This is a genomic window from Clostridium neuense, from assembly GCF_045310695.1.
Taxonomy (GTDB): Bacteria; Bacillota; Clostridia; order Clostridiales; family Clostridiaceae; genus Clostridium_S; species Clostridium_S neuense.
In genome coordinates, this window is the sequence record NZ_JBJIAA010000002.1 from 66,416 (window position 1) to 82,942 (window position 16,527).

A 16,527-nucleotide genomic window follows, 5' to 3' on the forward strand; every position below is an offset into this window, starting at 1 on the left:
ATTTATTTTAATGGGGGAATGGTAATGCAGCTTAATAAAATTCAAGATTACATAAAAAACAATTCAGATGGTGCTGTACTTACCGTCGGCAGCGAACTGACCTTGTATTTCCTAAAACCACTTACAAAATTTGATGAAATAATAACAAAAATTCAAATACCCTTTATGAAAGACAAAGAAAGTTTTGATGTATATTTAAAAAGTTTATCGAACATTATCGATCAAAAAGATGCTATTAAATATTTGGTTAAAGGATACGTAATAGGTGAATATAAGAACAAAACACTTGCAATTTTTGGATTTTCAAAAACAGAAGCCCGGGCAATTGGAGAAGCAATAAAAGAATCAAGCTTCGAAGGTGGTTTAGAAGCTTTTATTGAAGACCTTAGCGTAAACTTAAATCTTATTAGAAGTTTATATAGAACCAATGAGCTAGTAGTAAACATTATTCCCATAGGAGATAAAGATCAAAAACAAGTAGCTCTCGTATACAACAAAAATTCAGTTGATACAGATATATTATCTACACTTACAAAGGAATTATCTGAAATAAATGTCCCTACTATAGGTGCCTTAAGTGAGCTTCAGCAAATTTTAATAAAAAATCAGTACATTTTTCCTAGACTTTTAACAACAGAGAGACCAGATAGAGTTATACATTCTATAGACAGTGGGAGGGTTGCCATATTTCTAGAGGGAACAGCTGTAGCAGCTCTTGCGCCAACTACCTTCCATGACTATTTTAGCACCGTTGATGATAGATACTTACTTCCTGTACCAGCCGTTTTCTTAATCGTCATAAGATACTTAGCTTTGGTAATAAGCATTATAATGCCAGCCTCATATGTAGCCTTTGTTGCTTATAATCCCGAAGTTTTTAGAGTACAATTAGCTCTTTCTATTGCTGGTTCAAGACAAGGAGTTCCATATGCTTCATATATAGAAGTTAGTTTTATGCTTTTAATGATGGAATTTCTTATAGAAGCAAGTTTAAGACTCCCTAAAACAATAGGTCAAACTGCTACTACTGTTGGTGGACTCATCTTAGGGCAGGCAATGACTGAAGCAAGTCTTGCAAGTGAGGTCATGATTATTATAGTATCCTCAGTAGCAATTTCAAACTTCGTAATACCTGCAACCTCTATGAGTCTTTCAATAAGAATACTTAAGTACTATGTGCTGCTCCTTACAATCATAGGCGGTCTGATGGGGTTTATTGCTGCCCTAATGACAATAATCTTTTATATGACCTCACTTAACAGCTTTAGTACACCATTTTTCAATCCTGCCAATATACCAATAAGCAGGTTAAAATCTATATTTGGGAAAGTGAAGTAAAATGAAATCTAAATATTTTTACTACCTTATTTTAGGCCATATATTTATAAGCACTATAGTATACTATCCTAATATCCAAAGCAAAAATATATATAACGGTTTTATACTGGCTATAGTGCTTGGATATTTTATCGCCATGTGGAATAGTTACTGTCTTATAGAAACCTACAACATATTTAACCAAAAAGATCTTATTTACATTACTAATCAGTTATTTAAAAAAACTTTTGGAAAAATAGTAGTTTTCTTATTTGTAATGATCTCAGCAATAACTGGATTATTTATGCATATGCCTCTAATAAAAATAGTTCAATCTAATATGATGCCAGAAACTAGTGCAACCTATATTGCCATGTTTGCGCTGCTTATATACATAGTTGCATTAAAAAACAAAGAAAAATCCATACTTTATCCTCTTGGTTTTTTTTCAATATTTTGCGGTATAGGCTTTTTAATTATATTCTCAATAATAACTAAAGGTGTTGATACAAGATTTATTATAGGTAGTATAACTCACTCTTTCCGGCTGCCATATATCAGTATGATTGCATCTACCACATATTTTTTTAACGGAATTGAAACACTTGCTGTTTATAATGTAGCTCTTGGTAAAAAAAGCTTTAAAACTGCTTATTTAATATACGGATTAATAGGCATACCGCTGTCATTTATTCCAATACTTATACCCATAGGGGCTTGGGGTCCTTATGCAGTAAAAGATTTAGTTTTCCCAGTACTAGCAACCTCAGACACGGTAGCTCTTGATTTGTTTTTAGTAGAAAGAGTTTTATTCGTTTTTCTTCCTATATCTGTTTGTATTCAAATATTAGGAGCTGTATCTTATTTTTATGTTGCTTATAAGCTAGTGGAAAAATCTATATCCTCAAAACTTATAAAAAAACTTATATATATAGTTTTTTCGCTTATTCTATTGCTATTGCCAAAATTTATAGGCGACTTTCAAATTGTTGGTTTTCTGGCAAGAATATGGGGATATATATGGTTCTCGATTATTTGCATACTATGCCCTATCTTGTATATAAAAAGCAAAAAATGGATGAAGGCTCTCAAATGAAAAACAAATTCTTATTTTTACTTGTTATCATCTTCCTTATTTCTGCCGTTGGCTGTGACTATAAAGATATAGATAGAAGAACTTTTATAGTAGCCATAGGATTGGATATTAATAAAAATCATGATTTCGTCATAACAATGAAAGCTGCTGTGCCTAAAAATCCAAAAATAGGCGGCAGCTCTGAGAACAATCAAACTTACACTGTAGAAGCCTCATCTATTGGCTTAGGTTTAAGAAAAATTAAACAGCAGTTATCTTTGGAACCAGATTATAGCCATATGAAGGTGCTTATATTAGGTGAAAACTTTTTAAATGGAAGCAATAAAACTTCTTTAAATCACTTAATGAACTTTTTTATAACGAGACGTGATTTTCAAAATTTAATATGGATTGTGCTAGGCAAGCCTTCAGCAGCAGAGCTTTTAAAAATTGAGCCTCCAACTGAAAATTATGCAGGAGCGGATCTATTCTTAAGATTTGGTCAAGGCGTTGAATCACAATACTCTCACAATATCAAACTTTCTAAATTTTATACTCAGCTAAATACCCCAGGTGTAACACCATTATGTCCAGTTTTCTCTGTAAAAAATGGTGTAGTTAATAACAATGAATTAGCTATATTTGATAGAAATTCAAAATTGGCTTTAACAATTGATAATGAAGACTTAAAAATATTTAATCTCTTAACTAAAAAGGTACGTTCTGGATATGTATTTTCAATTTCAGAAGATGAAAAAGTGGTAGGCTTTAATGTAATAGGTCACAAGGTAAAGTACAGTTTCTCCGGAAGCAAAGATCACCTTGTTTGTACTATAAAACCAACCTTTAAATTGTCTTTAGAAGAAGGAGTTGAATACAATTATAATAACAAAAAAGCAGCTAATATTATAGAAAAACAATTGAATGAAAAAATTAAAAATCTTTTTAAAAAATTTAAAGACAATAAAGTTGATCCCATTAACCTTGAATTAAATTATTGGCAATACAAACCAAAATTTGAGCTTACAGAAAAATGGCTTACAAAAATATATCCAAATATTGAATATAGGGTTGTTACAAAGGTTAACGTTACTGGCAAAGGTGCTGGAAGATAAAAGGTTACTTGCCTGAAATACAATGTATGGTATTATATACATATAATTCAATTAATAGGGGGCATTTTATGAAACAAGGTATTTCTTATGAAGTAACAAATAATACACCCATTTTCAAATGCAGCTTTTGTAAGAATTGTACCAGCATGGAAGGCACAAATATGCTTGGCATTAAACGTGGGTGCTGTTTTTATTTTCCTAAATATTCACTTGTAGATATTAAAAATATAATAAAATTTAAAAAAGATTTTTTATTTAACTTAATTACTAAAAAAAATGTAATAATTCACGACTATTTTATCGAGGTAAAAGGTACCTTTGATAAAACTGCTTACAATAACTTTTGGGAAAATCATACCGAAGATGATTTATTAAAATATGGTGACTTTGATACAAGCCTTTTCTTTAAAAAGTGCTTTTTTATAACTCCTAAAGGTTGTTCTATTGACTTTAGATTAAGACCTCACCAATGTAATCTTTATCTATGTCGCAAATTATCCAAAAGCTCTAAGTACTTAAGAAAAAATTATTCAAGAGAGCGAAAGGACTACTTCGCTTATTGTAACTACATAGATATTACACTTTCTCAATATCTCAAGGATAATCTTTTGACTTTAAAAAATAATTTTAAACAATCTGTTAACTTTTTAGAGAAAATTAAAATTGACAATTTCTTTTTTTCCAAACTCGAGAACATAAGTTATAACTTATAGGAAAGCACTTTATGAGTTATGATATTTATTCTAAAATTTAAGAGCATATACCTATTTATAATTTTCATTTCTACCGTTTGTAAAATTTTTACAACACTTTAACAGTATATTATGGTATAATAAAAACTGTTAATATTTTTTTGCATAACAAAAGATTAAAGTATATCTTTAAGATTCTTTTAATTTAAGCGCATTTATAATCATAAAATTGAGAATGAAATCGCTTAAAATTAAAAATATTAAGCATATTTAAGGAGGATGTCATTTGAATAAAAAAGCATTATCTATTGTTATGGTACTAGCTTTAATATTTACACTAAATACAAGTGTACTTGCTTCGCCAGCAGATAGTACTTCAGATGAACTAAAACAAACTCAAAATAATAAGAAAAACATAGAGACTAAAGTTAGCGCTCTAGACAATGAAATTAACAGTGTACTAAAAAAGATTGATAATAATAAAAAAGATATGAATAAACTTGCAAACGAAATGAAAAACTCAGAATTACAACTAAAATCTACAGAGGATAAGCTTAACAATCAGCAAGATTTGTTAAAAAAGAGAGTTCGTGCAATGTACATGAACGGAAAAAGTAGCTATCTCCAGATAGTATTTTCTTCAAAAAGTTTTAGTGATCTTTTATCAAACGTAAATACTGTTACTAGTGTAATGAACTTTGACAACAACATTCTTAGTAATGTTGAAAAAGAGAAAAAAAATATACTTGTCCAAAAAGAAAATTTAGGTTATGCAAATAAACAATTAGAAGCTCTAAAGACTAGTAATGAGACAACTTTATCAAAATTGAATAACGACATAAAGCAGGAAAAAACACTTCTTGCTAGTGCAACAGAAAAAGAGAAGCAACTAATAGCTAAGCAACAAGCAGAGCAAGAAGCTGCTGCTAAAGCAAAACAATTAGCTGCACAAAGGGTAGCTGCTAGTAGCAATCAAAATACTGTAAATGTACCACTACTTGCTAACCCAGCATCCGCTGGAAAAACAATTTCTGTTGTTGCAACCGCTTATTCTGATAATGGCTGTACATCTACTGGACCGCATACCTCAAGAAATCCAGGCGGTTATAGTACCATAGCTGTTGACCCTAGGGTCATTCCTTTAAATTCAAAGGTTTATGTACAAGGTTATGGTTATGCTATAGCAGCTGATACTGGAGGAGCGATTATAGGAAATAGAATAGATGTATTTTTCCCATCAGACGCTGAATGTGAAAGCTGGGGAGTACGAACTGTTTCAGTTACTATAGTAAGCAACTAAAAAGTTACATATAAAAGAGAATTCTTAAAAAGAGGATTCTCTTTTATATTGTACAAAGCTTTCACGTAATACATCCATGTGTTGACATATTCATTTAATTATGGTACCGTTTTATTAAACATTGTTTAATAATTACACTATGTTTAAAAATAAACTAATAATTAAATTACATGAGGTGAAATATGGGAATTATTGAAAGAAGAGAAGCTGAAAAAGAAGCTTTAAAGAAAAAAATCATAGATGCCGCAAGTGAAATATTAATAAATGAAGGTTATACAAACTTATCTATTAGAAAAATAGCCGCCAAAATAGAATATTCTCCTGGTATCATTTATCACTACTTTAAAGATAAATCAGAAATATTAAGTTTCATAATAAAAAGAGGTCAAGCTAAAGTTTCTAAAATTATAAATGAAACTCTAATTGATGAAAATAAACCTGAAAATTCAATTATTAATGTTCTAAAAAACTATATTAAATTTGTATTAGACGAAAAAGAAACATATAAAGCGGTTTTAATGAATAGTCTAGATGATACAAATTTAAATATAAAAATGCTTTATGAAGGAGTTTCAAAAGACAAAAAAAGTATATCTTCTATGTGCGATTGCATTCAAACGGGCATTGATAATGGTAGGTTTAAAAAAGTAGATGTTGAATTAACCGCTCAAATTATATGGACATCAACCTATGGGCTTATCTCTAGATTAATAATAGAAAAAAACGTTCCAAAGGAACAAGAGAAAAAACTAATTGAGCACCATTTACAATTTATAATAAATGGACTGATTGGAGGGAAAATTTAACATGAAAAAATTTTTTAAAATTCTATTCTCTTTATTTTTAGGATTTATAGCTTTAATTATTGTGGCTATATTACTTTTTTCATCTCTTACACATTCTAATAATACAGAAAGAAAATATACAATTGATGTTTTGAAAGCAAAAGTTTCAGATTCTCACAAAGCACTTGTTGTATACCAACCATCTAAAATGTCTAGCCTTACAAAAGACATAGCATATAATATAGCTAAAGGCTTAAATAGCAAAGGCTGTGAAGTTACTATTACTTATCCCGGAAAAAAAGTTTCAGCTGATATATCTAAATATGACATAATTGTTTTCGGTTCACCTGTATATATGGGAAGTACTTCCTCGGTTTTAAATGATTATATTAGAAGAGTTGGTAATTTTGAAAATAAAAAAGTTGTTTTATTTTTAACAGGCGCCAATGATGATTCTATTCCTCTTAACTCTCTTGGAAAGCCTATTCATAATACCAAAGTCACTAAAAAACTGCAATTTAAAAAAGGCGATGAAACTAAAGCATATAATTTAGGGTGTGAAATTGGAGAAAAATAAATATTTTAAAATGCTTCCTAATCTTATTACTATAGCACGACTAATTTTAACAATTTTATTTATAATGTTGTGTTTAAATACCAAAATGTATTTGGCTATAATATTTGATTTTCTATTAATTTGCTTTTCTGACATTGTAGATGGAAAATTTGCAAGATACTTTAATGCTGTGACAGTCTTTGGAAGTATTTTAGATGTATTGGTAGACTCATTTTTTATATTTTCATCACTTAGTATATTGTGCTTCAAAGGAAAAATCGTACCTATATGGTTTATAATTCTTGTATTTATTAACCTTTTTGTATTTATCATAACATCCTTCACACAAAAAGATTTATCTACAAAATCAAAAAATTTTTTTGTATTTGATTTAATAGGAAGAACATCAGCTGCATTTTTCTATATCATTCCCGGCATTGCATATGTCACAATATATATATGTATAAACATCAAAATAATACAATATGTGATATGGATAAATTCTGCACTTGCATTAACTGCATGTATATCACGAGTAATTAACATTTACCTACTAAAAAAGACCGCTTCTAATAAATTAGTTATTTCTAAAAATAGAATGTAACATGTTATATCTATAATACAGAAAGGACATAAAGCTATGGGAAAAGAAGGCAAATACAAAAAAGCTAAAATATTGCTTACAGTTTTTTTATGCATTTGCATTGCAATGCTGCTTCATGCAATACCAATTTCTGAAAATTTAAGTTTTAAAGGAACAGCATTTGAACATTCAAAAAATATACTTGCAGAAACTATAACCTTTCCAGGAGCAGCATTTATATTTTTTATTATAGCCTACACAGTTATTACTGTTATCTATTTAAAGTTTCAAAATAACTTACATGGAAATAAGAAAACTAAAGCTCTAACATATGGGCTTACAATTGGAGCTATTTGGTGGATGGGTATGTATGAAATGTCTGCACTGTTTTTCAGCAATGTACTTATTGAAACCTGGACTGGGCTTACAGATTTAATTCCGATAGTTATTCTCATATTATTGTTATCAAAATATGTTAGCAATGATAACGATAAGGTTACTCCTCCACATTTTCAATTACGGATTTTATTATTATATATTTTTATATTTTCTGTTATATTCACAGTTGGCAGACATATTACTTTAAAATTAGGTATAGCAACAATCTTTCCAAAATCTCCAACAGGCTATTTTGTGTGGAGCATTTTAATGGGAGGAGTTTTTGGTGCTGCTTTTTATTTTCTGAACCCAATGTCAAGAACTGGGAGTATAATAAGTAGTACATGCCGATATGTTTTTTTGATTTTTGGTTGCAATTGGTCAATATATGTTTTCTTCATGATTGTAATTGTAGGCTTTGATGCATTACCACAGTGTTTAATAAGAATATCAACAGATATGATAACTACTATAATAAGCGAACTTTTAATTTATAAATATAGATAAACCGCTTCAACTATTGAAATTCATGTGCATCATAATGCCCAGAGGACGGCATTTTGGTACAAATAAATTTCAAGTTTCAGAGTGGTTTATCTTTATCAATATAAAAAGTTCAAAACTTCGCCATATTAATTAATAGTATTTAATGTTCTGAAATACTATTAATTAATATTTTACTAATTCTTTTCCTATTGCACTTTAGTATTGTAAATTCATATCCTTCATAGCTAATCTTATCACTAATCTGTGGATAAGAATCTAGCCTTGAATAAATCCATCCTCCTATAGTATCAATATTTTCTTCATTAATATGAATGTTTAAAAGTTCGTTTATATCATCAATGATAACTTTTCCATCCACAATATAATTTCCATCTCCAGTTTTATTTATTTCCTCTCCTTCCCCTTCATCAAATTCATCTTGTATTTCCCCCACAATTTCTTCTAATATATCTTCTGCTGTCACAAGGCCAGAGGTTCCACCATATTCATCAATTATTATTGCCATTTGCATTTTTTCTTTTTGAAAATCTTTAAAAAGTTCACTTATGGATATAGACTCCGGAACAAATTTAATCTCACGAATAATATCCTTAATGGCTTTATTATTCCCTTCAATTTTTTGTCTATATAAATCTTTAATATGTATGAATCCAATTATATTATCTTTGCTTTCCTTACATACAGGATACCTTGTAAGCTGTGATTTTAAAGTTGTTTCTATTATTTCTTCCAGAGAATCTTCAATAAATATACACTCCATATCAGTGCGAGGTATCATTATTTCCTTAGCAGTTTTTTCTGAAAAATCAAATATATTATCAACAAAAGTAAGTTCGGTTTGATCAATTAATCCATGCTTATAACTTTCTTCTACGAGAAGTTTTATTTCTTCATCTGTATGTGCTTCTTCATGCTCCTCCACTTGAGTAAGACCGAATGCTCTTAAAACTAAATTCGTACTGTGATTAAAAAGCCACATTATAGGATAGGTTATTTTATAAAAAGTTATAAGCGGCAGTGCTGTATACATCGCTATCTTTTCTGTACCCAATATTGCTAAGGATTTAGGTGCAAGTTCACCAAGTACAATATGGAAGCCAGTTATAATTATAAAGCCTACTATAACTGAAATAGAATGAACCGCAGCACTTGAAATATTAAATAAATGAAATATAGGCATAAGCATACTCGCAACAGCTGGCTCTCCTACCCAACCCAAGCCTAAAGAAGCCAAAGTAATTCCAAGCTGGCAGGCAGACAAATATGAATTTAATTTGCTGACCACTCTAAGAGTATATTTTGCATTTTTACTTCCTTCAAACACAAGTGTTTCTATCCTTGATTTTCTCACCTTAACCATTGAAAATTCTGTTGCAACAAAGAATGCATTCATAAAAACAAGTAGAAGCACTATTATGATATTCACTAAAATAATCATTTGCTATGTCCCTCTCATAAAAATTTAAATATGCAAATTCAACTTATTATGTAGTTATAGTATTCTACCTTATTTAAATATATATTACTTATTTTTTCTCACTAAATGTTATGCCTAATTAAAGACTTGCAACTTAATTAAATTTATTAATCACTCAACACTTTTTCCAACACTTAGTTTTTTTAAGATACAACCGTTGCTTTGTTTTTTATTTTTTCTATTAACGCTTAATATTTCAGCATTACCTTATGCGCACTATTTTTTGGCATAATTATTGCTATATTAAATTGCATAAGGTAAAGGAGGTTTTAAGTAATGACACATATTATTTTAGCTAGCCATGGTGGACTAGCAAAAGGTATGAAAGATACCTTAAGCATGATTATTGGAGATGTATCCATGATTAAAGCATTTTCATCCTATAGAGATGAAAATACATCTATTAAAAATGAAGTAGAAAAATTAGTTAAGGAAAACTATATACAAAATGACATTTTTATTTTAACTGATATTTTTGGTGGAAGTGTTAATAATGCAATGATGTCTTTATTAAAAGATTATCCTAAAATACATCTTCTTTCAGGAATGAATTTGTCTTTAGTTATTTCACTTATCACTCAGCCAAATAAAATTTCAGAAGAACTTTTAAAACAAATTGTTGATGAAAGTAAGCAAAGCATAATTGATTGCAATCAATTGCTTAAACAATATAAACAATAATGGAGGGAAATTTATGATTAAATTAGTTAGAATTGATCATCGTTTATTGCATGGACAAGTAGTTTTTTCATGGACCAAAAGTTTAGGTATTTCAAGAATTATTGTTGTAGATAATGCAACTGCTAAAGATGAATTCAAAAAAATATCATTGAATTTATCAAAACCTGTTGGGGTAACCTTGAACATCTTTTCAGTAGAACAATTACTATCAAAAATTGAAAAGGTTGAAAAGCTAAGTGAAAATATTATGCTTGTGTTTGGGGGAACTAAAGAAACCCTGGAATTTTGCAAAGGTTATCCTCAAATTACTGAAATTAATTATGGTGGAATTGCTAACAAAAGGAATTCTAAAAAATACAGCAATGCTATTTTCTTAAATGATGATGAACTAGAAGAATCAAAGCAACTAAAGCAAATGGGGATTACACTATATATGCAGCAAGTACCTACTTCTAAAAAAGAAGATTTAACATCTAAAATATAAAAATATATAAAGGGGGTAAATAAGATGTTAATTAAATCACTTCTATTAGGCATCATTGGTATAATATGCATTCTAGATTCAAGGCTCTTAGGTAGATCAAACTTAGAGCGACCACTGATAGTTAGTACACTAGTAGGAATTGTATTAGGCGATCTTCAAAAAGGATTAATGGTTGGTGCTTCACTCGAACTGATGTCACTTGGTCTTGTAAATATAGGTGCTGCTGCACCGCCAGACATGAATATGGCTTCTATTATTGCTACTGCCTTTGCCATTTTGTCAAAAGCAAATCCTCAGGCTGCTTTAACTATTGCAGTTCCAATTTCAGTATTGGGGCAATTAATTGGAATACTATTAAGAACTGTTCTATCTAATTTAACTCATACAGCTGATTCATTTATTGAAAAAAGTGAATACAAAAAAGCGTGCAGTATACACATTCTATGGGGAACTATTTTATATTCGCTAATGTACTTTATACCTATTTTTTTAGCAACTTATTTTGGAACAGACTTAGTTAAAAACATTGTAAACTCTATTCCTTCATGGTTAACAAATGGATTAACTCTAGCAAGTGAAATTTTACCTGCCTATGGTTTTGCTTTATTACTTACAACTATGCTTTCTAAAAAAATGCTTCCATTTTTACTTACTGGTTTCTTCATTACAGCGTATTCAAAATTAAGCGTAACTGGTGTTGCAATTTTTGCTTGTGTAGTTGCTTTTGTTTTAGCTGAAATTAAATTCAATAACAATAACAAGATTAAGGACACATTAGATCTTTAATAATAAGGGGGGATTATAATGAATACCACACCAGAAGTAACAAAAACAAAAGATCCAAACAAGTGGAAATACAGAAAATTTTTATGGCGCTCTTGGGCAATTCAAGATTCCTGGAACTATGAAAGACAAATGAATATGGGTTTTCTTTATGGAATTGCTCCTATATTAGACAATATTTATAAGGATCCAAAAGATGATGAATTAAAGAAGGAAGCTTATAAACGTCATATGGCCTTTTATAACTGTACTCCTCAAACAAGTTCCTTTGTTCTAGGCCTAACTGCTTCAATGGAAGAACAATATTACGATGACAAAGAAAACTTCAATCCTGACTCAATTAGTGCAATAAAGACCTCACTTATGGGTCCTCTATCTGGAATTGGAGACTCCTTTTTTCAAGGAACTATACGTATATTAGCTTTTGGATTAGGTATCAACCTAGCGAAGCAAGGAAGTATTTTAGGTCCTATTTTAGCAATGCTTATTTCCATTGTTCCGTCATATCTTGTTACTTATTACGGCGGTAAAATTGGTTATCTAATGGGAAATAAATATCTGACAAAACTTTATAATGAAGGTCTTATGGACAAAGTAATGTACATGTGTTCTGTTGTAGGTTTAATGGTTATAGGATCAATGATGGCAAGTATGATTGGAATAACAACGCCAATCAAATATGGTAGTAAATTTGTTTTACAAACTGTATTAGACAGCATTGCTCCACAAATTATTCCATTAGGATTAACTTTCTTTATGTATTGGCTTTTAAAAAAGAAAGTTTCAACAGGATGGATGCTTGTTATTTGTATTTTAGGTGGAATTGTTCTCAGTGCACTTGGAATTTTTAAATAAGCTTAAGCTAATATTCTTTAAGAATATCTTATATATAAAAACATTTAGGAGGGATTTGTAATGAATTCAAAACAAATTATTAAAGAAATTAAAGAAAAACAGAAAGAAATTAAAAGTGTAATCTTTGTAGGCTGCGGTGCTTCAAAGGCAGAATTATATCCAGCAAAATATTTTTTAGATAGCAACGCAAAAAATATACGTGTTAGTCATTATACAGCTAATGAATTTAATTATGCAACACCAGCAGCGGTAGATAATACTTCTATTGTAATCACAGCATCCTTAGGCGGCACTACACCAGAAACTGTAAAGGCCGCTGGTAAAGCAAGGGAGCTTGGTGCTCATGTAATTTGTTTAACACATTCAGCTAATTCTCCTCTTACAAAGAATTCTGACTATGTGATTTGTCATCGTTTTTCTGAAAACTACGCTGCAAAACTTGAAAAGATGGGTTATGCTCTTGAACTATCAGTAGAAATTCTTGAACAATTTGAAGGTTATAAATACTATGAAGATATGCAAACTGGCTTCAGTAAAATTTATGATTTAGCACAAACTTCTGCAGAAGCGGCCTTATTGGATGCTAAAAAGTTTGCTGAGGCATATAAAGATGCCCCTCAAATTTATGTCATGAGCAGTGGTGCTACTACTGAAGTTGCTTATTCCACTTCAATTTGCTTAATGATGGAAATGCAGTGGATTAATTCTGGAACATTCCATTCAGGAGAGTTCTTCCATGGACCATTTGAAATTGTAGATAAAGATGTCCCATTTATTTTACTAATGAATGATGGAAGCACCCGTCCAATTGATGCTCGTGCTTTAACCTTCTTACAACGTTTCAAAGCAAAAACAGCAGTTGTAGATGCTCTAGATTATGGCTTATCTTCAGCAATTCCAAAAACTGTTATTGATTACTTCAATCCAATGTTAATTACAGCAGTATTCCGTGTATACGCTGAACAACTTTCTTATGCGCGTCAGCATCCATTAACTAAAAGAAGATATATGTGGAAACTACAATATTAGAAATAAAAACAAAGAAATCGATATTGTCGATTTCTTTGTTTTTTAGTAAATGTAAACAATAAATGATAATTATGATTAAATGACCCTATTTAGTATAATATATATTATTTCCCAATAATCACAAAAGACAAGTTTTTGCTATAAGGAGGTGTGTTTATTGTGGGGTAAATATATCTAATTATTTAAAAGAAATAACTAAAGAATTTAATCAAAAAAACATTAAAAATTTTTCTGCCAATTCAATTGCAGAAAAAGTATGCTTAAACAGAAGCACTGTTAGTAGCTATCTTAATAAAAAAGTAAAACAAGGTACAATTATAAAGGTCAAAAAATACCCTGTAATCTTCTTAGATAAACAAACTTTTTCAAATCTTTATTTTTTACCAATGCACAACGAATATGAAACTTTAGAGGACTTATGGAATGAAGACCCTAAATCTCAAAAAAAAGATACCCTAAGTAGTGTAATTGGCTCAAAAGGAAGTTTAAAAGAACAAATAGAACAAATAAAAACTGCTGCACTTTATCCAGAAAATGGTCTTCCTATAATGCTTTTAGGGCCTAGTGGTTCAGGTAAAACCTATTTAGCAAGGTGCATCTATAATTACTGTTTAGAACAAAAACTTATTGATAAAAACTCCGCCTTTATTTCCTTAAATTGTGCCCAGTATTATCATAATCCAGAGCTATTATCGAGTTTATTATTTGGTTATATAAAAGGAGCGTTTACAGGAGCAGATAAAGATAAAAAAGGATTACTCGAAAATGCTAATGGAGGAATCCTATTTCTTGATGAGGTGCATAGGTTAACTGAAGAAGGACAGGAAAAACTTTTTACATTTATGGATTCAGGTGAATATTCTCCAATTGGCGATAATAGCATTAGAAAAACGTCAAAAGTGAGATTAATTTTTGCCACCACTGAATCTATCCAATCCACTTTTTTACCTACATTTATTCGAAGATTGCCGGTTATTATAAATATACCTAGTTTTTCAGAAAGACCTAAGCAAGAAAAAATCCACTTGATTGACGATTTTTTTCTACAAGAGAGTAAAATATTAAAACACACTATTCAGGTTTCTAAACAAGTAATTTCTTTCTTGCTCTTTAGCAATTTTGAAGGTAATGTTGGAAAAATAAAAAATATTATAAAATACAGCTGCGGCAGCAGCTACGCAAAGATGAAGGATAAAAAAATAATTAAAGTTCGTATTTCTGATTTACCAATTGGTAGTACTGAACAATTAAAAGAAAGCATGTATCATCAAATATCCAATAGATATCAGGATAAAATATACGATTATACACAACCCAACTTACTAACTATTAACAGCAAAGAACAGATAAATCTTAGAGCGACTTATTTTCAGTTTGTTAATGAATTTAAGCGCTTAGAGTTAGGCAAAATTACAACTGAATACTACATCAATGATATGATGAATAATGTTAATCTTTTGTTAGATGACCTAGTATTTAATTCACAAATAAATAGTAATGAATCCTTATTTTCTATATTAACCTTTAATATTAAATCAACTTTTAAATACATGGAGGAAAATTATGGCTTTGAGCAAGATGGAAATAAAATTCTATCAATAGCGCACTTGCTTTATTTTAAAGAAGAACAGGAAATTTTAATTAATCATACTGAGTGGCATAGTATTCGCCCAAAACTTATTACATTTATTGATATGCATATGGGAAACTCTTTATGGCTAGCTAAACGCATGCTGGCACACTTAAGCGAGAGATTAGATTTTCCAATTTTAGATGAAGATCTAATTCTAATTTCTTTCTATCTAAATAGTGTAAATATACAGGACGTTAAAAATGAAATAAAGAGCATTATTCTAGCTCACGGCTATTCAACAGCGAGTAGTATGGCAAATATAGCTAATAGAATGTTAAAGAAAAAGTTTTTTCAAGCGATCGATATGCCAATTGATACTACAATTAATGATATTGAAAATAAGGTATTAGACTTTATTGATAATAACAACATAGAAAAAGGATTAATTTTATTAGTGGATATGGGATCACTCTCTGAACTTAGCGTTCGATTAAAAAACAAACTTAAGGGTCCTCTATTATTAATAGATTTTGTTTCTACACCGCTAGTCTTAGAAATTGGCAGTTTACTTTTGCAGCGAAAAAACATTAATGAGATTAATGAAGAAATATTAAAAAACATTAAAATTAACAAACAATTAGTTTATCCAGTAGAAAAAAAGAAAAAAGCAATTCTAACCTGCTGCTATACAGGAATGGGAAGTGCTATTCAAATTCAGGAAATACTACACAATAGTTTAAATCATTCAAGTCCTTTAGTTTCAATTGTTCCTTATGATTATCATAGCTTGAAGCAAAACAAACAAAAGGAGCTGCCCTTTCAAATTTATGATGTACTAGCTATTATAGGAACCGCTGATCCTGGGATTGAAGGAATTCCTTATATTGGTTTGGATCATCTAATCAGTGGAGAGGATATTGAGGATTTTATTAACATATTAAATTGTAATTTTAAAGTCAATGAAACACAGCTAAAAAAAGACTTAGTTTTTAAGTTTTCATTAAAAAGAATTATTGAAAAATTAACAATATTGGATGTAAATAAAGTATTAACTTTTGTACAAGATGCTGTTGATAAAATGGAAGAGAGGTTTGACATAAAACTATCTAATAATAAGCGATTTTTATTATACATTCATTGTTGCTGCATGGTAGAGAGAATCCTTCGCAAAGAAGAAGTTGACATGCAGGAAGACATTAAAGAATTTATACAAAAAGAAAAAAGAAAACTAGAGATAATTCACTTTTCCTTTAGTGAAATTGAAAAAGAATACACTATAAAAATTTCAGATTTAGAAATTCGCCTAATTTGTGATATTGTATTCAATGATTAAATTT

16 protein-coding genes are annotated in these 16,527 nt (G+C 29.8%); 15 read left to right on the plus strand and 1 reads right to left on the minus strand.

All coding sequences use genetic code 11. The features are described 5' to 3' along the window. Window positions 1-24 precede the first annotated feature (24 nt). The 9 genes from ACJDT4_RS02670 to ACJDT4_RS02710 all read left to right on the plus strand — a co-directional run bounded on the left by ACJDT4_RS02670 (window position 25) and on the right by ACJDT4_RS02710 (window position 8,308). Window positions 25-1,338, plus strand: a complete 1,314-nt coding sequence (locus ACJDT4_RS02670) for a spore germination protein (RefSeq protein ID WP_406785984.1) — start codon at window positions 25-27, stop codon at window positions 1,336-1,338. Between the two features lies 1 nt (window position 1,339). After that, window positions 1,340-2,413, plus strand: coding sequence for a GerAB/ArcD/ProY family transporter (locus ACJDT4_RS02675; protein ID WP_406785985.1), 1,074 nt, complete (start codon window positions 1,340-1,342; stop codon window positions 2,411-2,413). Then, window positions 2,410-3,507, plus strand: a complete 1,098-nt coding sequence (locus ACJDT4_RS02680; RefSeq protein WP_406785986.1) for a Ger(x)C family spore germination protein — start codon at window positions 2,410-2,412, stop codon at window positions 3,505-3,507. The genes ACJDT4_RS02675 and ACJDT4_RS02680 overlap by 4 nt, the downstream gene beginning before the upstream one ends. A 68-nt stretch (window positions 3,508-3,575) precedes the next feature. Beyond that, complete coding sequence (locus ACJDT4_RS02685; protein WP_406785987.1) at window positions 3,576-4,220, plus strand: hypothetical protein; 645 nt, start codon at window positions 3,576-3,578, stop codon at window positions 4,218-4,220. A gap of 265 nt (window positions 4,221-4,485) precedes the next feature. After that, window positions 4,486-5,499 (plus strand): 3D domain-containing protein, encoded by a 1,014-nt coding sequence (locus ACJDT4_RS02690; protein WP_406785988.1) that lies wholly within the window; start codon window positions 4,486-4,488, stop codon window positions 5,497-5,499. Between the two features lie 182 nt (window positions 5,500-5,681). Then, entirely contained in the window at window positions 5,682-6,305 is a 624-nt protein-coding gene (locus ACJDT4_RS02695) for a TetR/AcrR family transcriptional regulator (RefSeq protein ID WP_406785989.1), read from the plus strand. Window position 6,306: 1 nt separating this feature from the next. Further along, window positions 6,307-6,861, plus strand: a complete 555-nt coding sequence (locus tag ACJDT4_RS02700) for a flavodoxin family protein (protein WP_406785990.1) — start codon at window positions 6,307-6,309, stop codon at window positions 6,859-6,861. Beyond that, complete coding sequence (locus ACJDT4_RS02705) at window positions 6,848-7,444, plus strand: CDP-alcohol phosphatidyltransferase family protein (RefSeq protein ID WP_406785991.1); 597 nt, start codon at window positions 6,848-6,850, stop codon at window positions 7,442-7,444. The genes ACJDT4_RS02700 and ACJDT4_RS02705 overlap by 14 nt, the downstream gene beginning before the upstream one ends. Window positions 7,445-7,480: 36 nt before the next feature. Next, window positions 7,481-8,308, plus strand: a complete 828-nt coding sequence (locus tag ACJDT4_RS02710) for a hypothetical protein (RefSeq protein ID WP_406785992.1) — start codon at window positions 7,481-7,483, stop codon at window positions 8,306-8,308. Window positions 8,309-8,447: 139 nt separating this feature from the next. Here ACJDT4_RS02710 and ACJDT4_RS02715 read toward each other — a convergent pair whose 3' ends face one another. Then, on the minus strand, window positions 8,448-9,746 hold the full coding sequence (locus ACJDT4_RS02715) for a hemolysin family protein (protein ID WP_406785993.1): 1,299 nt from the start codon (window positions 9,744-9,746) through the stop codon (window positions 8,448-8,450). Window positions 9,747-10,061: 315 nt separating this feature from the next. Between ACJDT4_RS02715 and ACJDT4_RS02720 the strand changes: the two genes are divergently transcribed. From ACJDT4_RS02720 to ACJDT4_RS02745, 6 genes are all read left to right on the plus strand, one after another. After that, on the plus strand, window positions 10,062-10,466 hold the full coding sequence (locus ACJDT4_RS02720; protein WP_406785994.1) for a PTS sugar transporter subunit IIA: 405 nt from the start codon (window positions 10,062-10,064) through the stop codon (window positions 10,464-10,466). A gap of 13 nt (window positions 10,467-10,479) precedes the next feature. Then, a complete protein-coding gene (locus tag ACJDT4_RS02725; protein WP_406785995.1) occupies window positions 10,480-10,950 on the plus strand; it encodes a PTS sugar transporter subunit IIB in 471 nt (156 codons plus the stop codon). A gap of 24 nt (window positions 10,951-10,974) precedes the next feature. Then, window positions 10,975-11,736 (plus strand): PTS mannose/fructose/sorbose/N-acetylgalactosamine transporter subunit IIC, encoded by a 762-nt coding sequence (locus ACJDT4_RS02730; RefSeq protein WP_406785996.1) that lies wholly within the window; start codon window positions 10,975-10,977, stop codon window positions 11,734-11,736. 18 nt (window positions 11,737-11,754) lie between these two features. After that, a complete protein-coding gene (locus tag ACJDT4_RS02735) occupies window positions 11,755-12,588 on the plus strand; it encodes a PTS system mannose/fructose/sorbose family transporter subunit IID (protein ID WP_406785997.1) in 834 nt (277 codons plus the stop codon). A 60-nt stretch (window positions 12,589-12,648) separates the two neighbouring features. Further along, a complete protein-coding gene (locus ACJDT4_RS02740) occupies window positions 12,649-13,617 on the plus strand; it encodes an SIS domain-containing protein (RefSeq protein ID WP_406785998.1) in 969 nt (322 codons plus the stop codon). Between the two features lie 386 nt (window positions 13,618-14,003). Then, on the plus strand, window positions 14,004-16,523 hold the full coding sequence (locus ACJDT4_RS02745) for a sigma 54-interacting transcriptional regulator (protein ID WP_406785999.1): 2,520 nt from the start codon (window positions 14,004-14,006) through the stop codon (window positions 16,521-16,523). The last annotated feature ends 4 nt before the right edge of the window (window positions 16,524-16,527 follow it).

What these genes read in the sequence shown, in the direction of transcription:
- ACJDT4_RS02670 (WP_406785984.1), top strand. Translation starts at nt 25, where the DNA reads ATGCAGCTTAATAAAATTCAAGATTACATAAAAAACAATTCAGATGGT.
- ACJDT4_RS02675 (WP_406785985.1), top strand. Translation starts at nt 1,340, where the DNA reads ATGAAATCTAAATATTTTTACTACCTTATTTTAGGCCATATATTTATA.
- ACJDT4_RS02680 (WP_406785986.1), top strand. Translation starts at nt 2,410, where the DNA reads ATGAAAAACAAATTCTTATTTTTACTTGTTATCATCTTCCTTATTTCT.
- ACJDT4_RS02685 (WP_406785987.1), top strand. Translation starts at nt 3,576, where the DNA reads ATGAAACAAGGTATTTCTTATGAAGTAACAAATAATACACCCATTTTC.
- ACJDT4_RS02695 (WP_406785989.1), top strand. Translation starts at nt 5,682, where the DNA reads ATGGGAATTATTGAAAGAAGAGAAGCTGAAAAAGAAGCTTTAAAGAAA.
- ACJDT4_RS02700 (WP_406785990.1), top strand. Translation starts at nt 6,307, where the DNA reads ATGAAAAAATTTTTTAAAATTCTATTCTCTTTATTTTTAGGATTTATA.
- ACJDT4_RS02710 (WP_406785992.1), top strand. Translation starts at nt 7,481, where the DNA reads ATGGGAAAAGAAGGCAAATACAAAAAAGCTAAAATATTGCTTACAGTT.
- ACJDT4_RS02715 (WP_406785993.1), bottom strand. Translation starts at nt 9,746, where the DNA reads ATGATTATTTTAGTGAATATCATAATAGTGCTTCTACTTGTTTTTATG.
- ACJDT4_RS02720 (WP_406785994.1), top strand. Translation starts at nt 10,062, where the DNA reads ATGACACATATTATTTTAGCTAGCCATGGTGGACTAGCAAAAGGTATG.
- ACJDT4_RS02725 (WP_406785995.1), top strand. Translation starts at nt 10,480, where the DNA reads ATGATTAAATTAGTTAGAATTGATCATCGTTTATTGCATGGACAAGTA.
- ACJDT4_RS02730 (WP_406785996.1), top strand. Translation starts at nt 10,975, where the DNA reads ATGTTAATTAAATCACTTCTATTAGGCATCATTGGTATAATATGCATT.
- ACJDT4_RS02735 (WP_406785997.1), top strand. Translation starts at nt 11,755, where the DNA reads ATGAATACCACACCAGAAGTAACAAAAACAAAAGATCCAAACAAGTGG.
- ACJDT4_RS02740 (WP_406785998.1), top strand. Translation starts at nt 12,649, where the DNA reads ATGAATTCAAAACAAATTATTAAAGAAATTAAAGAAAAACAGAAAGAA.
- ACJDT4_RS02745 (WP_406785999.1), top strand. Translation starts at nt 14,004, where the DNA reads ATGCACAACGAATATGAAACTTTAGAGGACTTATGGAATGAAGACCCT.